The organism is Streptomyces sp. Y20, from assembly GCF_043195475.1.
Lineage (GTDB): Bacteria > Actinomycetota > Actinomycetes > Streptomycetales > Streptomycetaceae > Streptomyces.
In genome coordinates, this window is the sequence record NZ_JBIDDP010000007.1 from 349,756 (window position 1) to 371,146 (window position 21,391).

Below are 21,391 nucleotides of genomic sequence, written 5' to 3' on the forward strand. Positions count from 1 at the left end.
CCTTTCATCACGGTGTGTGGTCTCACCATTACCCGAAAGAGGGGGAATGGATCATCGCACTACTGGGCACAATGAGGGACTTTCCCCAACCCTCCCCGATGCCCCCGGGATACGCCGCCTGTCCGAATCGGCTCGCACAGCGTACGAACCATGTGTCCCCGGACGTCCGGTTTCGGTAGAAGCACGCAGAACGGATCGGCCGCGACCGGCGGCCGGACGGGCACGGCACGAAGGAGTCGGTCATGGCCCCACCCATGTCGGCGAGCGGATTCCTGGACGCGCTGCGGGCGGAGGGCGTCCCGGTCGTCGAGGTCGGCGACTGGCAGCACCACAACCGCAACCACAAGGGACCCTGGGGGCCCGTCCACGGCGTGATGATCCACCACACCGTCACCCGGGGCAGCGCGGGCACGGTGGAGCTGTGCCGCGACGGCTATCCGGCGCTGCCGGGGCCCCTGTGCCACGGCGTGATCACCAAGGACGGCACGGTCCACCTGGTCGGCTACGGCCGCGCCAACCACGCCGGGCTCGGCGACGACGAGGTGCTGCGCGCGGTGATCGCCGAGAGGGGCCTGCCGCCGGACAACGAGGCGAACACCGACGGCAACCGGTACTTCTACGGCTTCGAGTGCGAGAACCTCGGCGACGGGGAGGACCCCTGGCCACAGGCGCAGCTGGACGCGATCGAACGGGTCTCCGCGGCGGTGTGCCGGTACCACGGGTGGACGGAACGGTCGGTCATCGGCCACCTGGAGTGGCAGCCGGGCAAGGTGGATCCGCGGGGGTTCACGATGGCGTGGCTGAGGGAGCGGGTGCGGGAACGGCTGAAGGACTGAAGGGCTGACACGGTGGCGGGGCCGCGGCGCCCCGCCCCGCGGAGCGCGGTCCCGTCCGGCTTCGTCACCCTCGGCCCGCGCCCGGGCCGGGCCGGGCGACAATGGGGCCGTGACCAGCTCCGACCCACTCGCCCCCCGCCTCCCCTCCCCGCTGCACGAGGTGGACGACGACCGTTTCGCCCGGCGCGGGGTGCGGTTGCTGCTCAAGCGGGACGACCTCCTCCACCCGGAGCTGGTCGGCAACAAGTGGCGCAAGCTGGTGCCGAACATCGCGGCGGCGCACGGCCGCCCGCTGGTCACCTTCGGCGGGGCCTACTCCAACCACCTGCGGGCCACCGCCGCGGCAGGCCGGCTGCTCGGCCTGCCGACGACCGGCATGGTCCGCGGCCAGGAGCTGGCCGGCCGTCCCCTCAACCCGTCCCTGGCCCGGTGCGCGGCCGACGGCATGCGCCTGCACTTCTTGGACAGAGCGACGTACCGGCGCAAGACCGAGCCGGACACCCTGGCCGCCATCCTGCGCGCGGCCGGTGCCGAAGGGGCGTACGTCGTCCCCGAAGGCGGCAGCAACGCCGAGGCGGTGCGCGGCTGCCGCGCCCTCGGCGAGGAGCTGCGCGGCCACGCGGACGTCGTCGCGGTCGCCTGCGGCACCGGCGGCACCCTCGCCGGCCTGGCCGCCGGGCTGTCGCCCGCGCAGCGCGCGCTCGGCGTACCGGTTCTCAGGGGCGGCTTCCTGGAGGGCGCCGTGCGGGCCCTCCAGGAGTGTGCGTTCGGCGCCCGCAGCGGCACCTGGTCCCTGGCCGACCGCTTCCACTGCGGGGGTTACGCCCGTACGACACCGGAACTGCTGGCATTCGCACAGGACTTCGAGCAGCGGCACGGACTGCTCGTGGAGCGTCTCTATGTCGCCAAGTTGCTGTACGGACTCCTCACCCTGACGGAGGAGGGCGCCTTCGCGCGCGGGACGACGATCGCCGCGGTGGTGACCGGGCGGCCGGACCCGGAGGGCGGGCGCTAACCGGCCTCGCGGTAGGCCGCCGCCTCCTCCAGGTCCAGGCGCCTGAGCAGGGCGCGCAGCATCTCGTCGTCGATGTGGCGGTGGTCGCGCAGCTTGACGAAGACCTCGCGTTCGGCGCTGATCATCTCGCGGGACAGCCGGCGGTAGGTGTCGTCCACGGACTCGCCGGTGACCGGGTTGACCTGGCCGAGCCGCTCCCAGACGGCGTTGCGGCGGCGCTCCAGGACCGTGCGCAGCCGGTCGGCGAGCGGCGGCGGCAGGGCGTTGCGCTCGTCGGTGAGGAGTTCGTCCAGGCGCCTGTCGGCGGCCCGGGAGGCCTGGGCCTGGGCGTTGGCCTCGGCGAGGGTCTCGGCCTGCCGGTCGCGGGCGGGGAAGCGCAGCAGCCGGATCAGCGGCGGCAGGGTCACGCCCTGGACGACCAGGGTGCCGATGACGGTGGTGAAGGTCAGGAAGAGGACCAGGCTGCGCGGCCCGTCGGCCATGGTCGGCGGGATGGCGAAGGCGATCGCCAGGGAGACGACACCGCGCATGCCGGCCCACGAGGTGACCATCGCGCCCCGCCAGGTGGGGTTCTCCTCGCGTTCCCTGATGCGCGCCGACATCATCCGGGGCAGGAAGGCGGCCGGATAGACCCAGACGAACCGGGTCACGACGACGACCAGGAAGACGGCGAACGCGTACCCCGCCGCGGAGGCGCCCTCGTACTCGCCGAGCCGCTTGAGGACGATCGGCAGCTGGAGACCGATCAGGGCGAAGACCGCGGACTCCAGCACGAAGGCGACCATCTTCCACACCGCCTCCTCCTGGAGCCGGGTGGCGAAGTCGACCTCCCAGGCGCGGTGGCCGAGATAGAGGGCGACGACCACGACCGCGAGCACCCCGGAGGCGTGGGCCTGCTCGGCGACTCCGTAGGCGACGAACGGGATCAGCAGGGAGAGGGTGTTCTGCAGGAGGGGTTCGGTCAGGTGCGTGCGCAGCCAGTGCAGCGGCGCCATGAGGACCAGGCCGATCCCCACGCCGCCGACCGAGGCGAGCAGGAACTCACCGATCCCGCCCGCCCAGGTCACCCCCGCGCCGACCGCCGCGCCGAGCGCCACCTTGTAGGCGGTGATCGCGGTGGCGTCGTTCAGCAGGGACTCGCCCTGGAGGATGGTGGTGACCCGGGAGGGCAGGCCGGCCCGGCGCGCGACCGCCGTGGCGGCCACCGCGTCCGGCGGTGCCACGACCGCGCCCAGCACCAGCGCGGCCGGCAGCGGCAGTCCGGGCACGATCAGGTAGGCGGCCCAGCCGACGACCAGGGTCGCGAAGAGCACGTAGCCGACGGACAGCAGCGCCACCGGCCGCAGCTGGGCGCGCAGGCTGAGGTAGGAGCTGTCACTGGCGGAGGTGTAGAGCAGCGGGGGCAGCAGCAGGGGCAGCACGATGTGCGGATCGAGGGTGTAGGACGGCACCCCGGGGATGCCCGAGACCACCAGCCCCACCGCGACCAGCAGCAGGGGCGCCGGCACCGGGGTGCGCCGGGCCGCCGCGGCCACCGCGGCGCTGCCCGCCACCAGCAACAGCAGGGGCATCACGTCCATGGTCCTCGCCCACCCTCGTATTCCGCGCGGTCACCCGCACGTGCGTCGTAATCTGGCAATCATGAAACAGTGCACGCACGCCGACGCGCTGCCGCACCCGGAACCGGAACCGCTCGGCGAGACCTGCCCGGAGTGCCTGCGCGACGGCACACACCCGGTGCAGCTGAGGCTGTGCCTCAGCTGCGGCCACGTAGGCTGCTGCGACTCCTCGCCCGGACGTCACGCGACGGAGCACCACGAGCGGACCGGCCATCCGGTGATGCGGACGTTCGAGCCCGGCGAGGACTGGCAGTGGTGCTTCGTGGACCACGTCCTCGTGTGAGCGTTTCCCGTCCGGGGGCGTTCTCGTGTGACACTGCATGTGGCGGTCGCCGCGCGACGGTTCGAGCAGGTGACGCCTGGGTACGTCAACCCGGCGCGCGCTCTTTTCATTTGGGCCCGCAGACCCCCTAGACACGGAGCGTATCCACAGCTTTACTGTGAGTGACGTCAGGGGGTTGGGGTCCCGGGGACAGGAATGTTCGGAGCGCGATAGCGTCACCGGTTGAACTCGTACGCGTTACCCCGGGGGGCGACCCTCGGCCCCGTAAAGCTTGTACCACCATGGAGGTGAGGGTGTCCCAGATCGCAGGCGAGCCCGCGGCGAACCAGGACTTCGTGGAAGTCCGGCTGCCGGCGGCGGGTGCCTACCTGTCGGTGCTGCGGACGGCCACGGCCGGTCTGGCGGCCCGCTTGGACTTCACCCTGGACGAGATCGAGGACCTGCGCATCGCCGTGGACGAGGCCTGCGCGATCCTGCTCCAGCAAGCCGTGCCGGGCTCGGTGCTCAGCTGCGTCTTCCGGCTCGTCGACGATTCGCTGGAGGTGACGGTGTCGGCGCCGACCACCGACGGCCACGCGCCCTCGCGGGACACCTTCGCCTGGACCGTGCTGTCCGCCCTTGCGGGGAAGGTCTCGTCCGCCGTCGACGAGGACAAGACGGTGTCGATCAGCCTCTACAAACAGCGCGGCGCGGGTCCCGGGCCGGCGTGAGGAACGGGGACGGGCCGGTGCGGGACGAAGAGCGCGGCACGCGGGAGCGGCCGACCGGGGACGAGGGTGCCCCCTGGTCATGGGAGTCCCCCCGCTCGGGCGCAGTCGAGAGTGACACCGGAGCCGACACCCCGGGGCAGGGCCCCCGGGACGGCTCCCGGCGCATGGCGGACGGCATCGACGGCATCCCCGAGCAGGCCAGACCGCACCCGGAGGACGGCTCCGCACCGGCCGGCGGCGACGGTGCCGTGCCGGCCGCGCCGCCACCGGCACGCGGTGGTGCCGGCGCCGCAGGCCACGCGGGAGCGAGGGCTCGGGGAAGGGCGACGGGCGGGACGATGAGCGAGCACGGGCGACACGCCGATGACGACGCACCGGCCGCGGAGGCCGTGCCTGCCGTACCGCACATCACGCAGCACACCCCGCACGACCGCAGCGGGGCACGGGCGATGTTCGTGGAGCTGCGCAAGCTGAACGCGGGCAGCGCGGAGTACGCGGAACTGCGCAACCAGCTGGTCCGTATGCATCTGCCTCTCGTGGAGCACCTGGCGCGCCGGTTCCGCAACCGCGGCGAGCCGCTGGACGACCTCACCCAGGTCGCCACGATCGGTCTGATCAAGTCCGTCGACCGGTTCGACCCGGAGCGCGGCGTGGAGTTCTCCACGTACGCCACCCCGACGGTGGTCGGCGAGATCAAGCGGCACTTCCGCGACAAGGGCTGGGCGGTGCGGGTGCCGCGCCGGCTGCAGGAGCTGCGGCTGGCGCTGACGACCGCGACGGCCGAGCTGTCCCAGCTGCACGGCCGCTCCCCCACGGTGCACGAGCTGGCCGAGAAGCTCGCCATCTCCGAGGAGGAGGTCCTGGAGGGCCTGGAGTCGGCGAACGCGTACTCCACGCTGTCCCTGGACGTCCCCGACACCGACGACGAGTCCCCGGCGGTCGCCGACACCCTGGGCGCGGAGGACGAGGCGCTCGAGGGCGTGGAGTACCGGGAGTCCCTCAAGCCGCTGCTGGAGGACCTGCCGCCGCGCGAGAAGCGGATCCTGCTGCTGCGCTTCTTCGGGAACATGACGCAGTCGCAGATCGCGCAGGAGGTCGGCATCTCCCAGATGCACGTCTCCCGGCTGCTGGCCCGCACCCTGGCCCAGCTGCGGGAGAAGCTCCTGGTCGAGGAGTGAGCCCCACGGCGTGAGCCCTACTCGGCCCGGCCCGGTCCCTTGATCCCGAGGGCCCGGGTCGTCTCGCTGTTGACCAGGAGCACCAGGGCCGCCACGGCGACCACCGCGAGGACGATGCCGACCGGGATGGCCACGCTGTCGGCCTGGAGCAGGTTGTAGGCCACCGGGAGCGCCATCAGCTGCGTTATCACAGCGGGACCCCGGCTCCAGCCGCGCCGCAGCAGCAGACCGCGCGCGGCGAGCAGCGGCAGCAGTGCGAGGACGACCAGGGTGATGCCGAGGGTCACGGCCTGCTGCCGGCCGTCCGGATCGCCGGTGAGCGCCCGGACGAGCACCCACAGACCGCCGCCCACCAGGGCGGCCCCCTCCAGCGCGGCCAGTGCCGCCGCGTACGTCAGCCGGCGCGGGCGCGGCTCCGTGGCCGCGGCGGCTTCGGTGGTGTCCGGGGCGGGGTTCTGCTGACTGCTCACCCCAGCAGGGTAGCCCGCCCCCTGCCGCCCCCGGCGGGGCCCGCCACCTCCGGGTGTCCAGGCTCACCCCCCGGCTTCTTACCGCTTCCCTACCTCGGTCTGGGATGAATACCCCCCAGTAGGTACGCTGCCATGCATGCGTGCACTTCTCGTGGTCAATCCGGCGGCAACCACCACAAGCGCACGCAGGCGTGACGTCCTGATCCACGCGCTGGCGAGCGAGATGAAGCTGGAGGCGGTCACCACCGAGTACCGCGGCCATGCGCGCGACCTCGGCCGGCAGGCGGCGGAGAGCGACGACATCGACCTGGTGGTGGCGCTCGGCGGTGACGGCACGGTCAACGAGGTCGTCAACGGCCTGCTGCACGCCGGCCCCGCCCCGGAGCGGCTGCCCGGTCTGGCGGTCGTCCCCGGGGGTTCCACGAACGTCTTCGCCCGCGCCCTGGGCCTGCCCAACGACCCGGTCGAGGCCACCGGCGCGCTGCTGGACGCGCTGCGCCAGGGCAGCGAGCGGATCGTCGGCCTCGGTCTGACCTCGGGTCCGCGGGGCACCGAGGACGAGGCGGTGCCGGCCCGCTGGTTCACCTTCAACGCCGGGCTGGGGTTCGACGCGGGCGTGGTGGGGCGGGTCGAGCAGCAGCGCGAGCGCGGGAAGAAGTCGACGCACGCGCTCTACGTCCGCCAGGTGGTCCGGCAGTTCGTCGGTGAGTCGAACCGCCGGCACGGCACGATCACGCTGGAACGACCGGGCGCGGACCCGGTCGAAGATCTCGTGGTCGCCATAGTCTCGAACACGTCCCCGTGGACGTATCTCGGCAATCGCCCCATGTACACGTCCCCCAGGGCGTCGTTCGACGCCGGCATCGACGTGCTCGGTCTCAGCCGCCTGTCGACGGCTGCGGTTGTCCGGTATGGCACCCAGTTGCTCGCTTCGTCCCCCGAGCGCGGACCCCATGGCAAGCACGCCGTCGCGCTGCACGATCTGGACCAGTTCACCTTGCATTCGAAGGCGCCCCTGCCCCTTCAGATGGACGGTGACCATCTGGGGCTGCGTACGAGCGTGACGTTCACAGGCGTACGCCGTGCACTGCGTGTGATTGTGTGAGCGGAACGGGCGAAAGTCCTTTCACTCGAACGTTTAGGCCAGGATCCACCCCATAGAAGTACGGCTGTGACCTAGTCGACACCGAGGAATCAAAAAAAATCTTCAGGAAGGGGTTGTATCCGCCGCCGAGGTTTGCGAGTCTCTACGTGGCGATCGGGACGGCCCGCAACACCGGCCTCCACTGATCATCAGAACCCCTCTTCAATCCACAGGACCACGCCGGGGAGACTCGGCGATCGGCCCTTCACTTGTTGAGGGATTCGTGAAAGCGTTCACATTCACAAGCAATCCGCACGTAATACCAAGGAGAGGTAGCAGCCATGGACTGGCGTCACAACGCCGTTTGCCGCGAGGAAGACCCCGAGCTCTTCTTCCCCATCGGCAACACCGGTCCTGCGCTGCTGCAGATCGAGGAAGCCAAGGCCGTCTGCCGCCGCTGCCCGGTGATCGAGCAGTGTCTGCAGTGGGCGCTCGAGTCCGGTCAGGACTCCGGCGTCTGGGGTGGTCTCAGCGAGGACGAGCGCCGTGCCATGAAGCGCCGCGCCGCCCGCAACCGGGCCCGTCAGGCCTCTGCCTGACATCCCACCCCTCTTGACGGCCTGAGCTTGGCGGCGCGTGCAGCACGCACGCTTCTCCCGCCCCCGAGCCGCAGCGCGCAGTATCCCCCGATGCGCTTAGCGACACAGCGGAGCAGCAACGAGCATCAGCCTCGGACCAATGGCGGTCCGGGGCTTTTTGCTGTCCCCGGTCCCCCGCGCGGCCGGGGCGCGCCAGCCGGCGAGGCGACCGGGCTCACTTGTCCGCGCGCACCGGGACATCCAGGATCACCCGTGTCCCCCGCCCCGGCGCCGGCACCATGTCGAAGGTCCCACCCAACTCGCCCTCGACGAGCGTCCGTACGATCTGGAGCCCGAGGTTGCCCGACTTGTGCGGGTCGAAGCCCGCGGGCAGACCGACACCGTCGTCCTGGACCGTGACCAGGAGGCGGGCCTCCTTGGTGGTACCCCCGCGCACCGCGGAGACCTCGACCGTGCCCGTGTCGCCCTCGCGGAAGCCGTGCTCCAGCGCGTTCTGGAGCACCTCGGTGAGCACCATCGACAACGGGGTGGCCACCTCGGCGTCGAGTATGCCGAACCGTCCCGTGCGCCGGCCGGCCACCTTGCCCGGGGAGATCTCGGCGACCATCGCGAGCACCCGGTCGGCGATGTCGTCGAACTCCACCCGCTCATCCAGATTCTGAGACAGCGTCTCATGGACGATGGCGATGGAGCCGACTCGGCGGACCGCCTCCTCCAGCGCCTCCCGGCCGCTCTCGGAGTCGATGCGCCGGGCCTGGAGCCGGAGCAGGGCGGCGACCGTCTGGAGGTTGTTCTTCACCCGGTGGTGGATCTCCCGGATGGTGGCGTCCTTGGTGATCAGTTCACGCTCGCGACGGCGGAGTTCGGTGACGTCCCGGCACAGCACCAGTGAACCGATGCGGGTCCCCTTGGGCTTGAGCGGGATGGCCCGGAACTGGATGACCCCGTCGTGGGCCTCGATCTCGAACTCGCGCGGCGCCCAGCCGCTGGCCGCCTTCGCCAGCGCCTCGTCCACCGGCCCCCGGGTGGGGGCGAGTTCGGCGGTGGTGCGGCCGAGGTGGTGACCGACCAGGTCGGCGGCGAGACCGAGGCGGTGGTAGGCGGACAGGGCGTTCGGGGAGGCGTACTGGACGATGCCGTCCGCGTCCAGCCGGATCAGGCCGTCACCGGCACGCGGGGAGGCGTCCATGTCGACCTGCTGGTCGGGGAACGGGAAGGAACCGGCGGCGATCATCTGCGCGAGGTCGGAGGCGCTCTGGAGGTAGGTCAGCTCCAGCCGGCTCGGCGTGCGGACGGTGAGCAGGTTGGTGTTGCGGGCGATCACACCGAGGACGCGGCCCTCCCGGCGTACGGGGATGGACTCGACCCGTACGGGGACCTCTTCGCGCCACTCCGGGTCGCCCTCGCGCACGATCCGGCCCTCGTCGAGCGCCGCGTCCAGCATGGGCCGCCGGCCGCGGGGGACCAGGTGGCCGACCATGTCGTCCTGGTAGGAGGTGGGGCCGGTGTTGGGGCGCATCTGGGCGACCGACACGTACCGGGTGCCGTCACTGGTGGGGACCCACAGGACGAGGTCGGCGAAGGAGAGGTCGGAGAGCAGCTGCCACTCCGAGACCAGCAGGTGGAGCCACTCGAGATCGGAGTCGTCGAGGGCGGTGTGCTGGCGTACGAGTTCGTTCATGGAGGGCACGTGTGCGAGCGTACCCGGGGCCTCACGGGTGGCCGAAAAACACCCGCGGGCCGCGGCGCCTGGAAGGGACCCTCAACCCTCCCGGCACCGCAGCCCGGAGCATCATCGGCCGTGGGGTGTGCGGTCCCGGTCGGCCGAAGGTCGAGGAGCCGGGACAGTCAGGGCAGAGAGCCCGGTTCCTCGGTCCGCCTTCCTGTGCGGGGAAGACGGAGACCTGTTCTCTTGGATTGTGGACTAGACCATGAGGGCGTGTCCATGGTGGGGGCGAACGCCGCGGACCACTGGCACGCGATGCCAGAGAGCCTAGCCCGCCCGGGTCACTCGTGGGGCCGGATGGCGACGGCAATTTCCAGGAGGACCTCCGGCTCCCCCCGGCTCGCGGCGTCACGGCCCTGCCGGGACGCGGCCGCACACCCCCGTCCCCCCTCGGCCCCGTCCCTTTCCCCCCGCGCCCGGGAACACCGATTCTGCTAGATTGGTCTAAACCACATGGAGACGGATACAGCCCCCTTCAGAACGGCAGGCCCAGCGTGGAAGTTGTCATCGTCCCGGACTCCGCGGCGGGCGGCGAGCTGATCGCCGAGGCCATGGCGCAGCTGCTGCGACGCAAGCCCGCCGCGCTGCTCGGCGTGGCCACCGGCTCGACCCCGGTGCCCGTCTACCAGGCGCTGACCGCCAAGGTGCGCTCCGGTGCCGTGGACGCCTCCCACGCGCGGATAGCGCAGCTCGACGAGTACGTGGGCCTGCCCGCCGACCACCCGGAGTCCTACCGCTCGGTGCTGCGCCGCGAGGTGCTGGAGCCGCTCGGCATAGGCATGGACGCGTTCGTGGGACCGGACGGCACGGCGGAGGACGTCCAGGCGGCGTGCGAGGCGTACGACCGTGCGCTCGTCGAGGCCGGCGGGGTGGACCTGCAACTGCTCGGCATCGGCACCGACGGGCACATCGGGTTCAACGAGCCGTGCTCCTCGCTCGCCTCCCGCACCCGGATCAAGACGCTGACCGAGCAGACCCGCATCGACAACGCCCGCTTCTTCGGCGGCGACATCGAGCAGGTTCCGCACCACGTCATCACCCAGGGCATCGGGACCATCCTGGAGGCCCGGCACCTGGTGCTGCTGGCCACGGGCGAGGGCAAGGCGGACGCGGTCGCCGCGACGGTCGAGGGTCCGGTCGCGGCGGTCTGCCCGGCCTCCGCGCTCCAGCTCCACCCGCACGCCACGGTCGTCGTCGACGAGGCCGCCGCGTCCAAGCTGAAGCTGGCCGGCTATTTCCGGCACGCGTACGCCGGCAAGCCGGAGTGGCAGGGGATCTAGCCGGGGAAGAGGGGTACGGGAGGCGGGGAGGCGTGCGAGGGGGAGACGGGCACGCCGCCACCCGCGGTCTCCGGCGCCCGCGATGGACTAGACCAACGGGGGGCGCGACGGTATACAGAGGGGATCACGGAGCGTGCGGGGGGAGTCCCGACACGGCAACCCGTGCCACGATGTGTGCCGTGGCCGATGGGACGTCGGTCGCTTTCGGCACTCGGAGCCGGGAAGGCAGAGCATGAGCACCGACGTCAGCAGTGCGGAGAACGAAACCGGCACGACCGTCCGTACCGCGCGCGTGCCCAAGTACTACCGCTTGAAGAAGCATCTGCTCGACATGACGGAGACGCAGGCACCGGGCACGCCGGTCCCGCCCGAGCGCACCCTGGCCGCCGAGTTCGACACCTCCCGCACCACGGTCCGCCAGGCACTCCAGGAACTGGTCGTGGAGGGCCGGCTCGAACGCATCCAGGGCAAGGGCACCTTCGTGGCCAAGCCCAAGGTCTCCCAGGCGCTCCAGCTCACCTCCTACACCGAGGACATGCGGGCCCAGGGCCTGGAGCCGACCTCGCAGCTGCTGGACATCGGGTACGTCACGGCCGACGACCGGCTCGCCGGGCTGCTCGACATCACCGCCGGCGGCCGTGTGCTGCGCATCGAGCGGCTGCGCATGGCCAACGCCGAGCCGATGGCGATCGAGACCACCCATCTGTCGGCCAAGCGCTTCCCGGCCCTGCGGCGGTCGCTGGCGAAGTACACCTCGCTGTACACCGCGCTCGCGGAGGTCTACGACGTCCACCTCGCCGAGGCCGAGGAGACCATCGAGACCTCCCTGGCCACCCCGCGCGAGGCCGGGCTGCTCGGCACCGACGTGGGCCTGCCGATGCTGATGCTCTCCCGGCACTCCCTGGACCGCAGCGGCCATCCGGTGGAGTGGGTGCGCTCGGTGTACCGCGGGGACAGGTACAAGTTCGTGGCACGGCTGAAGCGGCCCGTGGAGTAGGACGGGGTGCCGCGTTCGCCGAATCGATATACCGACATGCGGACGAGGGCTTCCACTGGTACGACGCCGTCACCTAGATTGCCTGCGCATTACACAGGTGATCAGCGAGGGGACGGAGCCGTGGCATGTCCGAAACGCCTGAAGTGAGGCCACCGGTGGTGACACCGGCCAGGGTGGTGATCGCCCTGTGTCTCGTCGCGCCCTTCGTGGCGATGCTGTGGGTCGGCTCCTACGCCGATACGGACCCCACGTTCGTCGGGATCCCGTTCTTCTACTGGTACCAGATGCTCTGGGTGCTGATCTCCACCGCGCTCACGATGCTCGCGTACCAGCTGTGGCAGCGCGACCAGCGTGCCCGCGGCAGGTCCGCCGCCGGCCGGGACGAGGAGGCGGCGAAGTGAAGGACGGCGTCAACGGCGTCGCGCTCGGCGTCTTCATCTTCTTCTTCCTGGCCGTCACGGTCATGGGCTTCCTGGCCGCGCGCTGGCGCAGGACCGACAACGAGCAGACCCTGGACGAGTGGGGCCTGGGCGGCCGGTCCTTCGGCACCTGGGTCACCTGGTTCCTGCTCGGCGGCGACCTGTACACGGCGTACACCTTCGTGGCCGTCCCGGCAGCGATCTACGCGGCGGGCGCGTCCGGCTTCTTCGCGGTGCCGTACACGATCCTGGTGTACCCGCTGATCTTCACCTTCCTGCCCCGGCTGTGGTCGGTCTCGCACCGCCACGGGTACGTCACGACCTCCGACTTCGTGCGCGGACGGTTCGGGTCCAAGGGGCTGTCGCTGGCGGTGGCCGTCACCGGCATCCTGGCGACGATGCCGTACATCGCGCTCCAGCTCGTCGGCATCCAGGCCGTGCTGGACGTGATGGGCGTCGGCGGCGGCGAGAACACCAACTGGTTCGTGAAGGACCTGCCGCTGCTGATCGCCTTCGGTGTGCTGGCGGCCTACACCTACTCCTCGGGTCTGCGCGCCCCGGCCCTGATCGCGTTCGTGAAGGACACGCTGATCTACATCGTCATCGCGGTGGCGATCATCTACATCCCGGTCAAGCTGGGCGGGTTCGACGACATCTTCGCCAAGGCCGGCGAGAAGTTCTCGGCCACGGGCGTGGGCGGGGTCGTGCCGGCTCCCGGGGGCCAGTGGACGTACGCCACGCTGGCCCTCGGCTCCGCGCTGGCCCTGTTCATGTACCCCCACTCGATCACCGCGACCCTGTCGTCCAGGAGCCGTGAGGTGATCCGCCGCAACACCACGATCCTGCCGCTGTACTCCCTCATGCTGGGCCTGCTGGCGCTGCTGGGCTTCATGGCGATCGCGGCCGGGGTCAAGGTCACCAACGGGCAGCTGGCGATCCCGCAGCTGTTCGAGGACATGTTCCCGGACTGGTTCGCGGGCGTGGCCTTCGCGGCGATCGGCATCGGCGCGCTCGTGCCCGCGGCCATCATGTCCATCGCGGCGGCGAACCTCTTCACCCGCAACATCTACAAGGACTTCATCAAGCCGGACGCCACGCCGCAGCAGGAGACCCGGGTCTCCAAGATCGTGTCGCTGCTGGTGAAGGTGGGCGCCCTGGCCTTCGTCCTCACCATGGACAAGACGGTCGCCATCAACTTCCAGCTCCTCGGCGGCATCTGGATCCTCCAGACGTTCCCGGCCCTGGTCGGCGGCCTGTTCACCCGCTGGTTCCACCGCTGGGCACTGCTCGCCGGCTGGGCGGTCGGCATGGTCTACGGCACGCTGGCCGCCTACGGGATCGCCTCGCCGACGCAGAAGCACTTCGGCGGCAACGCCAAGGAGATCCCCGGCATCGGTGAGATCGGCTACATCGGCCTCACGGCGTTCGTCCTCAACGTCCTGGTGACCGTGGTCGCGACCTTCGTCCTGAAGGCCGTCAAGGCCCCCGAGGGCGTCGACGAGACCAGGCCGGAGGACTACACGGCCGACGCGGGTGACCCGGGCGTCCAGGTGGAGCTGCCGCCGGCCACCGCGGGCGCCGCCCACTGAGGTTCCCGCAGAGAGCACCCACACCCCGCCGGGCCGCCGGAGGTCACCCTCCGGCGGCCCGCTGCCGTACCCGCGCCCGCGCACCGGCGCACCGCCGCCACGCGCCCTCCCCGGTGGCCCGCACCCCTCGAGGACCGCCGCCCCGCGCCCTCCCCGGTGCCCCGGCGCCGTGCGCGCCCGCCCCCGCCGACCGGTCCCGGCAGGCCCGGGTTCCACCCCGCGAGTCACCCCTCCGGCACCGGACCGACACAACATCTGGGGGTGACACGGCAGCCCGGCACCAGATGTATGCTCATGCTCGCTGTCGCCGCAGGGGAATCCGGTGCGAGTCCGGAACTGTCCCGCAACGGTGTACTCGCGTGTTTCCGCACGCCTGTTCCAGTCCGAGGTCCTGCCGACAGCGCGCCCGGCCGTCCGGTCCGGGTGCCTGTGACGTCCGGGCCTCGTGGAGTGGGCCGGTGGACGCGACGCCGTGTGCGCTCGTGGCTGCCCCTGCCCTCCGCCAGGCCCCGTGCCGAGCGAGGGAGAGCCCCACGTGACCATCGCGCCAGCCGACCCGGCTTCAGTCACCGAACTGAAGACCGACGGCCCCGGTACCGCGCTGCTGCGGACCCTGACCGAGCTGACCGCCGACCTGCCCGACGCCGACCCCGGCCGGGTCGCCGCCGCCGCGCTGCGCGGCCGGTCCGCGCGGGCCGACGAGACGGAGCTGCGGGAGCTGGCCACGGAAGCCGCCGCCGGCCTGATCTCCGAGGACCCCGCGTACTCGAAGCTGGCCGCCCGGCTGCTGACCCTCGCGATCCGGGACGAGGCCGCCTCGCAGGGCGTGACGTCGTTCACCGGGTCCGTCGCGGTCGGACACCGGGAAGGCCTCATCGCCGACCGCACCGCCGCGTTCGTCCGGCTGCACGCCGAGCGGCTCGACGCGCTGGTCGACGGCACGGCCGACGACCGGTTCGGCTACTTCGGCCTGCGCACCCTGCACAGCCGCTACCTGCTGCGGCACCCGATGACCCGCAAGGTCATCGAGACTCCCCAGCACTTCATGCTGCGGGTGGCGAGCGGCCTCGCCGAGGACGACACGAGCCGGGCCGTGGACGAGGTCGCGGCGCTGTACCGGCTGATGAGCCGCCTGGACTATCTGCCCTCCTCCCCCACCCTGTTCAACTCCGGCACCCGGCACCCGCAGATGTCGTCGTGCTATCTGCTCGACTCCCCGCTGGACGAGCTGGACTCCATCTACGACCGCTACCACCAGGTCGCCCGCCTCTCCAAGCACGCCGGCGGCATCGGTCTGTCGTACTCCCGCATCCGTTCGCGCGGTTCGCTGATCCGGGGCACGAACGGCCACTCCAACGGCATCGTGCCGTTCCTGAAGACGCTGGACGCCTCGGTGGCCGCGGTGAACCAGGGCGGCCGGCGCAAGGGCGCGGCGGCGGTCTACCTGGAGACCTGGCACTCGGACATCGAGGAGTTCCTGGAGCTGCGGGACAACACCGGCGAGGACGCCCGGCGCACCCACAACCTCAACCTGGCGCACTGGGTGCCGGACGAGTTCATGCGCCGGGTCAGCGCCGACCAGCAGTGGTCGCTGTTCTCGCCTGCCGACGTACCCGAGCTGGTCGACCTGTGGGGCGAGGAGTTCGACGCCGCCTACCGCCGGGCCGAGGCGGCCGGGCTGGCCAGGAAGACGATCCCGGCGCGCGACCTGTACGGCCGGATGATGCGCACCCTCGCCCAGACCGGCAACGGCTGGATGACGTTCAAGGACGCCGCCAACCGCACCGCCAACCAGACCGCCGAACCGGGCAGCGTCATCCACTCCTCGAACCTCTGCACGGAGATCCTGGAGGTCACCGACGACGGCGAGACGGCCGTCTGCAACCTCGGCTCGGTCAACCTCGGCGCCTTCGTACGCGACGGGGACATCGACTGGGAGCGGCTGGACGAGACGGTCCGGACGGCTGTCACCTTCCTCGACCGCGTGGTGGACATCAACTTCTACCCGACCGAGCAGGCGGGCCGCTCCAACGCCAGGTGGCGCCCGGTCGGCCTGGGCGCGATGGGCCTCCAGGACGTCTTCTTCAAGCTGCGCCTGCCCTTCGACTCCGCCGGGGCCAGGGCCCTGTCGACGCGGATCGCCGAGCGCATCATGCTCGCGGCGTACGAGGCCTCCGCCGAGCTCGCCGAGCGCAACGGCCCGCTGCCCGCCTGGGAGCGGACCCGCACCGCCCGCGGGGTGCTCCACCCCGACCACTACGACGTCGGCCTCACCTGGCCGGAGCGGTGGGACGCGCTGCGCGAGCGCATCGCGCGGACGGGCATGCGCAACTCGCTGCTCCTGGCCATCGCTCCGACGGCCACGATCGCCTCGATCGCGGGGGTGTACGAGTGCATCGAGCCGCAGGTGTCGAACCTGTTCAAGCGCGAGACGCTGTCCGGGGAGTTCCTCCAGGTCAACTCCTACCTGGTGCGGGAGCTGAAGGACCTCGGCGTGTGGGACGCGCGCACCCGCGAGGCGCTGCGCGACGCCAACGGCTCGGTGCAGGACTTCTCCTGGATCCCCGAGGAGGTGCGCCGGCTGTACCGCACGGCCTGGGAGATCCCGCAGCGCGGCCTCATCGACATGGCCGCCGCCCGCACCCCGTTCCTCGACCAGGCGCAGTCGCTGAACCTGTTCCTGGAGACGCCGACCATCGGCAAGCTCTCCTCGATGTACGCGTACGCCTGGAAGTCCGGGCTGAAGACGACGTACTACCTGCGCTCGCGCCCCGCGACGCGCATCGCCCGCGCCGCCCAGGCGCAGCCCGCCATCCCCGTGCAGCAGGCCGCCGACCCCGACGCGGTCGCCTGCTCCCTGGAGAACCCCGAGTCCTGCGAGGCCTGCCAGTAATGACCACCCGTACCACCCGGCTCCTCGACCCGGGCTTCGAGCTGACGCTGCGCCCCATGCGCTACCCCGACTTCTACGAGCGCTACCGGGACGCCATCAAGAACACCTGGACCGTGGAGGAGGTCGACCTCCACTCCGACGTCGCCGACCTGGCCCGGCTGACGCCGGAGGAGCAGCACCTCATCGGCCGGCTGGTCGCCTTCTTCGCGACGGGTGACTCGATCGTCGCCAACAACCTGGTGCTGACGCTCTACAAGCACATCAACTCCCCCGAGGCGCGGCTCTACTTGAGCCGGCAGCTCTTCGAGGAGGCCGTCCATGTCCAGTTCTATCTGACCCTCCTGGACACCTATCTCCCCGACCCGGACGACCGCACCGCCGCGTTCGCCGCCGTGGAGAACATCCCCTCCATCCGGGAGAAGGCCGGGTTCTGCTTCAAGTGGATCAACGAGGTGGAGAAGATCGACCGGCTGGAGACGGGGGCCGACCGCCGCCGCTTCCTGCTGAACCTGATCTGCTTCGCGGCCTGCATCGAGGGCCTGTTCTTCTACGGCGCCTTCGCCTACGTCTACTGGTTCCGCAGCCGCGGCCTGCTCCACGGCCTGGCCACGGGCACCAACTGGGTGTTCCGTGACGAGACGATGCACATGTCCTTCGCGTTCGACGTCGTCGACACCGTCCGCAAGGAGGAGCCGGAGCTGTTCGACGACGCGCTGCGGCAGGAGGTCACCGACATGCTCGGGGAGGCCGTCGAGGCCGAGCTCCAGTTCGCCCGCGACCTGTGCGGTGACGGCCTTCCCGGCATGAACACCGACTCCATGCGCCAGTACCTCCAGTGCGTCGCCGATCAGCGCCTCACGCGCCTCGGTTTCGCCCCGGTGTACGGCTCGCAGAACCCCTTCTCCTTCATGGAGCTGCAGGGCGTTCAGGAGCTGACGAACTTCTTCGAGCGCCGTCCGTCGGCGTACCAGGTGGCGGTGGAGGGCACGGTCGACCTGGACGAGGACTTCTGATCCCTCCCGTCTCCCCGGTCCTCCTGGACCTCCCTGAGCTGCCGGTCGATGCGCCGGTCGCGCACGACGCCGAGCGCGGACGGGAGGACCAGGAGGACCAGGATCACGAGGGTGGTGAGCAGTCCGATGAGACCTTCGATCTGGTTTGCGTTCATGGACACCACTGTCGCGCCGGACGCCCCTGACCGGGAGTGGCAGGACTGCCGTAGACCCTCGAATTACTGCCACCGCTGGGGCACACTGGCCGCATGCTGAAGAACGTGGCCGCCGTGCTGCTGGACGGGGTGCAGCCCTTCGAGCTGGGTGTCGTGTGCGAGGTGTTCGGCATCGACCGCAGCGACGACGGACTGCCGGTGTACGACTTCGCCGTGGTCTCCGCGGCGGGGCCCTCGCTCGCCACCCACTGCGGGTTCACCGTGTCCACCCCGTACGGGCTGGAGCGGCTGGAGGAGGCCGACCTGATCGCCGTCCCCGCCGGGCAGGGCTACGCGGAGCGCGCGTTCCCGGAGGAACTGCTGACGGCGCTGCGACGGGCCGTCGACCGGGGCACCCGGGTGCTCAGCGTCTGCTCCGGCGTGTTCGTCCTCGCCGCGGCGGGACTGCTGGACGGACGGCGGTGCGCGGTGCACTGGCACCACGCCGAGCAGCTCGCCCGGGCCTATCCCCGGCTCCGGGCCGAGCCGGACGTGCTCTATGTGGACGAGGACCCGGTCATCACCTCCGCCGGCACCGCCGCGGGCATCGACGCCTGTCTGCACATCGTGCGCAAGGAACAGGGCCCGGAGGTGGCCAACAAGATCGCCCGCCGGATGGTGGTGCCGCCGCACCGGGACGGCGGGCAGGCGCAGTTCATCGAGCGCCCCCTGCCGAAGGCTCCCTGCGACACGGTCGGGGAGGTGCTGGCGTGGATGGAGGCGCACCTCGACCGGGAGGTGACCGTCGAACAGCTCGCCGCCCGTGCCCACATGGCGCCGCGCACCTTCGCCCGGCGTTTCCAGCAGGAGACGGGGACCACTCCGTACCGGTGGATCCTGCGCCAGCGGGTGCTGCTGGCGCAGGAGCTGCTGGAGGGCACGGACGAGACCATGGACGCCATCGCCTGGCGGACGGGATTCGGGACGGCCGCGGCGCTGCGTCACCAGTTCGTGCGGGCGCTGGGCACGACGCCCCAGGCCTACCGGCGGCCTACCAGGGCATCGGCCGCAGCAGCAGGTTCTGCGGGCGCAGCGTGATACCCACACGGGTGCTCTCGTCGGATCCGGCGGCCCGCTCGAAGCGGTACTTGGCCGAGATCGCCGCAGTGATCAGGCTCAGCTGGGTCATGGAGAAGTGGTCGCTGGGGCACTTGCGATTGCCCACGCTGAACGGGCTCATGGCGTACTTCGGCACCTCACCGGCCCGCTCGGGCAGCCAGCGGTCGGGGTCGAAGTCGAGGTGGCGGGCGTAGGAACGGGCGTCGCGCTGGATGGCGTACGGGCTGTGGACGATGTCCGCCCCGGCCGGAATGCGATAGCCGCCGAGTGCGGCGTCCGTGACCGCGCGGCGCGTCAATATCCATACGGCGGGCCTGAGCCGCATGGCCTCGACGACGACATTGTTGGTGTGCCTCAGCGCACGTACGTGCTCGAATCCGACCGGCCGGCCACCGGTCACGGATTCGACCTCGGTCCGTACCCTCTCGGCGTGTTCCGGATGCGCGGCGAGGACCTGGAGCAGCCACATGACCGTGGACGCGACTGTTTCGCTGCCGGGAGTGAGGATCGCGACGACCTGGTCGTGGATCTCCTGTTCCCCGATGGGCTCGCCATTGTCGTCCTTCGCCTCCAGCAATGCCGTCAGCAAATCGTCCGGCTTTTGACCAGATGCCCTCCTCTCGGCGACGATCTCGTCCACCAGCAGATGCAGATCGGCCAGCGCCCGGTTGAATTCCCGGTTGGCCGGAAACGGCAGCCGGTAGAGCGGTCCCAGCGGGATCACCATCCTGCGGTACATACCGCGGAAGACGGTGGCGAGATCGGTGCTGAGCCGTTCCGCGCGCTCGTCCATGTAGTCGCCGCGCAACAGACAGCGGGCGGCGATACGGACGGCGACCCGGAAGGACTCGGAGGTGCAGTCGATGGTCTCGCCCGGTTTCCAGCGTTCGGTGAGCCCGTGCGCCTCCTCCTCCATGACCGGGCCGTACCGCGGTATCGCGTCGAGCCGGAACGCGGGCTGGATGGTGCGCCGCTGGCGGCGGTGCCGGGAGCCGTTGGCGGTGGCCACGCCCTCCTTGCCGAGCAGGCCCTCGAGGGACTCCCACAGGGGGCCGGCGATGCTGAAGCCGGGGCTGAGGGCCAGGGCGCCGGTGAGCGCGGGCGTGGTGACGGCGTACACCGTCTTGGGGCCGAGCCGCAGGCGCACGATGTCACCGTGGTCGCGCAGCCCGGACATGAAGGCGAGCGGGTCGCGCACCAGTTTCAGGCCGTGCCCGAGGACCGGTACGGCACCCGGGGCCAGGGGCGGTTCGCGCAGCGCGGCCGTTGCGGGGGGCGCGGGCTGCACCGACTCGACGGTCATTTCTCACCTGCCGCTTCGTTCGTGACGTACGGGGGCGTGGACCGGTCGTCCCAGTTGTCGACCATGTACCGGCCGGACTCGTGGTGGAACCAGTAGACGGAGCTGAACCAGTTGCGCATGGCGCCGACGCAACTGCGGACGGCGGCGCCGAGTTCTGTGCCGCGGGCGGTTCCGTCGTCGATGTCCTGGGCGAGCCGCAGGGCGTCCCGTTCGGCGTCGAGGAATTCCACGACGCATTCCTCGACGCGCCGCCTGACGTCGTCCACCGCTTCCTCGAGAGTCAGCCCCTCATGGGTGATGAGGCTGATCCCGAGATTGTGGACCTCGTCGCCCGCTATTTCCTTCGGCAGCGAGCAGAGATCGTTGTACCAGGCGGCGAATTCCTGACTGAGGAGGGCTGCCCGACGATAGGCCGGGTCTTTCCGCACGGCGTCCGGGAGTTCGCACCCGGCACTGGTCTCGAGCAGGTCCGTCCATATCCAGTGGGCGAAGGTCAGGCGGCGCAGGGCCAGATATTCCTCGACGCCGGGTACGTATCCTTCGACGCGGTTGCGGAATTCACGGTCGTAGGCCTCGACCACCGCGTGGAAGTGCCGGGCGAACCGCAGGTTCCAGGTGCGCGGCAGGAAGGCGTACAGCCGCAGCACGCTGTCGGCGAAGCCCGCGACCAGTGGGTCGGGATGGTGCACATGGTGCCTGGGCGCGTCCAGAGCCGCGTGCAGACGGTGTCTCAGCCGCCGCCAGTCGCCGGCCCGGCCGTGCACGATGTCGCGGTCGTGGCGGTCGTCCCAGACGAAGAACCACGCGCTGTAGTCGGCTATGGCCTGGAGGACCTCGTCGGCGGCCTCGGTGTAGTAGCCGGCCATGAGGTCCGTGTAGCACAGGCCGTCGGCATATTCACGCACCTTGTCCGCGGGCATGAGCCGCTTTTCCAGCAACCAGAGCCGCGTGTTCTCCTGGAGGCGCGGCCAATACGGATGCAGTCGCCGGGGAAAGGACGATTCGATCACCGGGAGCGCCAGTGAGGGCGGGACCGCGACCGCCGTCCGGGTCACTGTGGTGCTGTGTGGGAAAGCCTGCACGTACAAACCCCTTCCAGCCGCCAGGAGCGCACGCCCCGCTGT

Annotated in this window: 20 protein-coding genes and 1 riboswitch; of the genes, 14 read left to right on the top strand and 6 right to left on the bottom strand. The window is 70.7% G+C overall.

Annotated features, from left to right (window positions below):
• Positions 1-242 precede the first annotated feature (242 nt).
• Positions 243-836 (top strand): N-acetylmuramoyl-L-alanine amidase, encoded by a 594-nt coding sequence (locus ACGFT1_RS20465; RefSeq protein ID WP_373910356.1) that lies wholly within the window; start codon positions 243-245, stop codon positions 834-836.
• 109 nt (positions 837-945) lie between these two features.
• A complete protein-coding gene (locus ACGFT1_RS20470) occupies positions 946-1,851 on the top strand; it encodes a 1-aminocyclopropane-1-carboxylate deaminase/D-cysteine desulfhydrase (protein ID WP_373910357.1) in 906 nt (301 codons plus the stop codon).
• Here ACGFT1_RS20470 and ACGFT1_RS20475 read toward each other — a convergent pair.
• Positions 1,848-3,431, bottom strand: coding sequence for a Na+/H+ antiporter (locus ACGFT1_RS20475; protein WP_373910358.1), 1,584 nt, complete (start codon positions 3,429-3,431; stop codon positions 1,848-1,850). The two genes, ACGFT1_RS20470 and ACGFT1_RS20475, sit on opposite strands and share 4 nt — an antisense overlap.
• 61 nt (positions 3,432-3,492) lie before the next feature.
• Here ACGFT1_RS20475 and ACGFT1_RS20480 point away from each other — a divergent pair, with 61 nt between their 5' ends.
• The 3 genes from ACGFT1_RS20480 to ACGFT1_RS20490 all read left to right on the top strand — a co-directional run bounded on the left by ACGFT1_RS20480 (position 3,493) and on the right by ACGFT1_RS20490 (position 5,641).
• The gene (locus ACGFT1_RS20480) at positions 3,493-3,753 is read left to right on the top strand and encodes a UBP-type zinc finger domain-containing protein (RefSeq protein ID WP_373910359.1); all 261 of its coding nucleotides are present in this window, start codon (positions 3,493-3,495) and stop codon (positions 3,751-3,753) included.
• Between the two features lie 293 nt (positions 3,754-4,046).
• Positions 4,047-4,463 (top strand): anti-sigma regulatory factor, encoded by a 417-nt coding sequence (locus ACGFT1_RS20485; protein ID WP_009190566.1) that lies wholly within the window; start codon positions 4,047-4,049, stop codon positions 4,461-4,463.
• Positions 4,464-4,480: 17 nt separating this feature from the next.
• Positions 4,481-5,641 carry an RNA polymerase sigma factor SigF gene (locus ACGFT1_RS20490; RefSeq protein WP_373910360.1) on the top strand — a complete coding sequence of 387 codons (1,161 nt, stop codon included), beginning with the start codon at positions 4,481-4,483 and terminating at the stop codon, positions 5,639-5,641.
• 17 nt (positions 5,642-5,658) lie between these two features.
• On the opposite strand, the gene ACGFT1_RS20495 is transcribed toward ACGFT1_RS20490, so the two are convergent.
• A complete protein-coding gene (locus ACGFT1_RS20495; RefSeq protein WP_373910361.1) occupies positions 5,659-6,111 on the bottom strand; it encodes a hypothetical protein in 453 nt (150 codons plus the stop codon).
• 136 nt (positions 6,112-6,247) lie between these two features.
• Between ACGFT1_RS20495 and ACGFT1_RS20500 the strand changes: the two genes are divergently transcribed.
• Both ACGFT1_RS20500 and ACGFT1_RS20505 read left to right on the top strand, forming a co-directional pair.
• The gene (locus ACGFT1_RS20500; protein WP_373910362.1) at positions 6,248-7,216 is read left to right on the top strand and encodes a diacylglycerol kinase family protein; all 969 of its coding nucleotides are present in this window, start codon (positions 6,248-6,250) and stop codon (positions 7,214-7,216) included.
• A gap of 320 nt (positions 7,217-7,536) precedes the next feature.
• A complete protein-coding gene (locus tag ACGFT1_RS20505) occupies positions 7,537-7,794 on the top strand; it encodes a WhiB family transcriptional regulator (protein ID WP_003992873.1) in 258 nt (85 codons plus the stop codon).
• A 214-nt stretch (positions 7,795-8,008) separates the two neighbouring features.
• Here the strand turns inward: ACGFT1_RS20505 and ACGFT1_RS20510 are convergent, their stop codons facing one another.
• Positions 8,009-9,475, bottom strand: a complete 1,467-nt coding sequence (locus ACGFT1_RS20510; RefSeq protein ID WP_373910451.1) for a sensor histidine kinase — start codon at positions 9,473-9,475, stop codon at positions 8,009-8,011.
• A gap of 539 nt (positions 9,476-10,014) precedes the next feature.
• Between ACGFT1_RS20510 and nagB the strand changes: the two genes are divergently transcribed.
• The 6 genes from nagB (at position 10,015) to ACGFT1_RS20540 (ending at position 17,711) form a co-directional block, all read left to right on the top strand.
• Positions 10,015-10,800, top strand: a complete 786-nt coding sequence (gene nagB, locus ACGFT1_RS20515; protein ID WP_373910363.1) for a glucosamine-6-phosphate deaminase — start codon at positions 10,015-10,017, stop codon at positions 10,798-10,800.
• Between the two features lie 232 nt (positions 10,801-11,032).
• On the top strand, positions 11,033-11,797 hold the full coding sequence (locus ACGFT1_RS20520) for a GntR family transcriptional regulator (RefSeq protein ID WP_361996244.1): 765 nt from the start codon (positions 11,033-11,035) through the stop codon (positions 11,795-11,797).
• A gap of 125 nt (positions 11,798-11,922) precedes the next feature.
• On the top strand, positions 11,923-12,198 hold the full coding sequence (locus ACGFT1_RS20525; protein ID WP_373910364.1) for a DUF3311 domain-containing protein: 276 nt from the start codon (positions 11,923-11,925) through the stop codon (positions 12,196-12,198).
• Positions 12,195-13,805: a monocarboxylate uptake permease MctP gene (gene mctP / locus ACGFT1_RS20530; protein WP_373910365.1), complete on the top strand. Its 1,611-nt coding sequence runs from the start codon at positions 12,195-12,197 to the stop codon at positions 13,803-13,805. The genes ACGFT1_RS20525 and mctP overlap by 4 nt, the downstream gene beginning before the upstream one ends.
• Before the next feature lie 313 nt (positions 13,806-14,118).
• Positions 14,119-14,197, top strand: a riboswitch (cobalamin riboswitch).
• A 143-nt stretch (positions 14,198-14,340) separates the two neighbouring features.
• Positions 14,341-16,698 carry a ribonucleoside-diphosphate reductase subunit alpha gene (locus tag ACGFT1_RS20535; protein WP_373910366.1) on the top strand — a complete coding sequence of 786 codons (2,358 nt, stop codon included), beginning with the start codon at positions 14,341-14,343 and terminating at the stop codon, positions 16,696-16,698.
• A complete protein-coding gene (locus ACGFT1_RS20540; protein WP_373910367.1) occupies positions 16,698-17,711 on the top strand; it encodes a ribonucleotide-diphosphate reductase subunit beta in 1,014 nt (337 codons plus the stop codon). The genes ACGFT1_RS20535 and ACGFT1_RS20540 overlap by 1 nt, the downstream gene beginning before the upstream one ends.
• Here ACGFT1_RS20540 and ACGFT1_RS20545 read toward each other — a convergent pair.
• Positions 17,624-17,866 carry a hypothetical protein gene (locus ACGFT1_RS20545; protein WP_373910368.1) on the bottom strand — a complete coding sequence of 81 codons (243 nt, stop codon included), beginning with the start codon at positions 17,864-17,866 and terminating at the stop codon, positions 17,624-17,626. The two genes, ACGFT1_RS20540 and ACGFT1_RS20545, sit on opposite strands and share 88 nt — an antisense overlap.
• 93 nt (positions 17,867-17,959) lie before the next feature.
• Here ACGFT1_RS20545 and ACGFT1_RS20550 point away from each other — a divergent pair, with 93 nt between their 5' ends.
• Positions 17,960-18,943 carry a GlxA family transcriptional regulator gene (locus ACGFT1_RS20550; protein WP_373910369.1) on the top strand — a complete coding sequence of 328 codons (984 nt, stop codon included), beginning with the start codon at positions 17,960-17,962 and terminating at the stop codon, positions 18,941-18,943.
• Here the strand turns inward: ACGFT1_RS20550 and ACGFT1_RS20555 are convergent.
• Positions 18,897-20,267: a cytochrome P450 gene (locus tag ACGFT1_RS20555; RefSeq protein WP_373910370.1), complete on the bottom strand. Its 1,371-nt coding sequence runs from the start codon at positions 20,265-20,267 to the stop codon at positions 18,897-18,899. The two genes, ACGFT1_RS20550 and ACGFT1_RS20555, sit on opposite strands and share 47 nt — an antisense overlap.
• Positions 20,264-21,349 (bottom strand): epi-isozizaene synthase, encoded by a 1,086-nt coding sequence (gene cyc1 / locus ACGFT1_RS20560; RefSeq protein WP_373910371.1) that lies wholly within the window; start codon positions 21,347-21,349, stop codon positions 20,264-20,266. Before cyc1 ends, ACGFT1_RS20555 begins: the two co-directional genes overlap by 4 nt.
• Between the last annotated feature and the right edge of the window lie 42 nt (positions 21,350-21,391).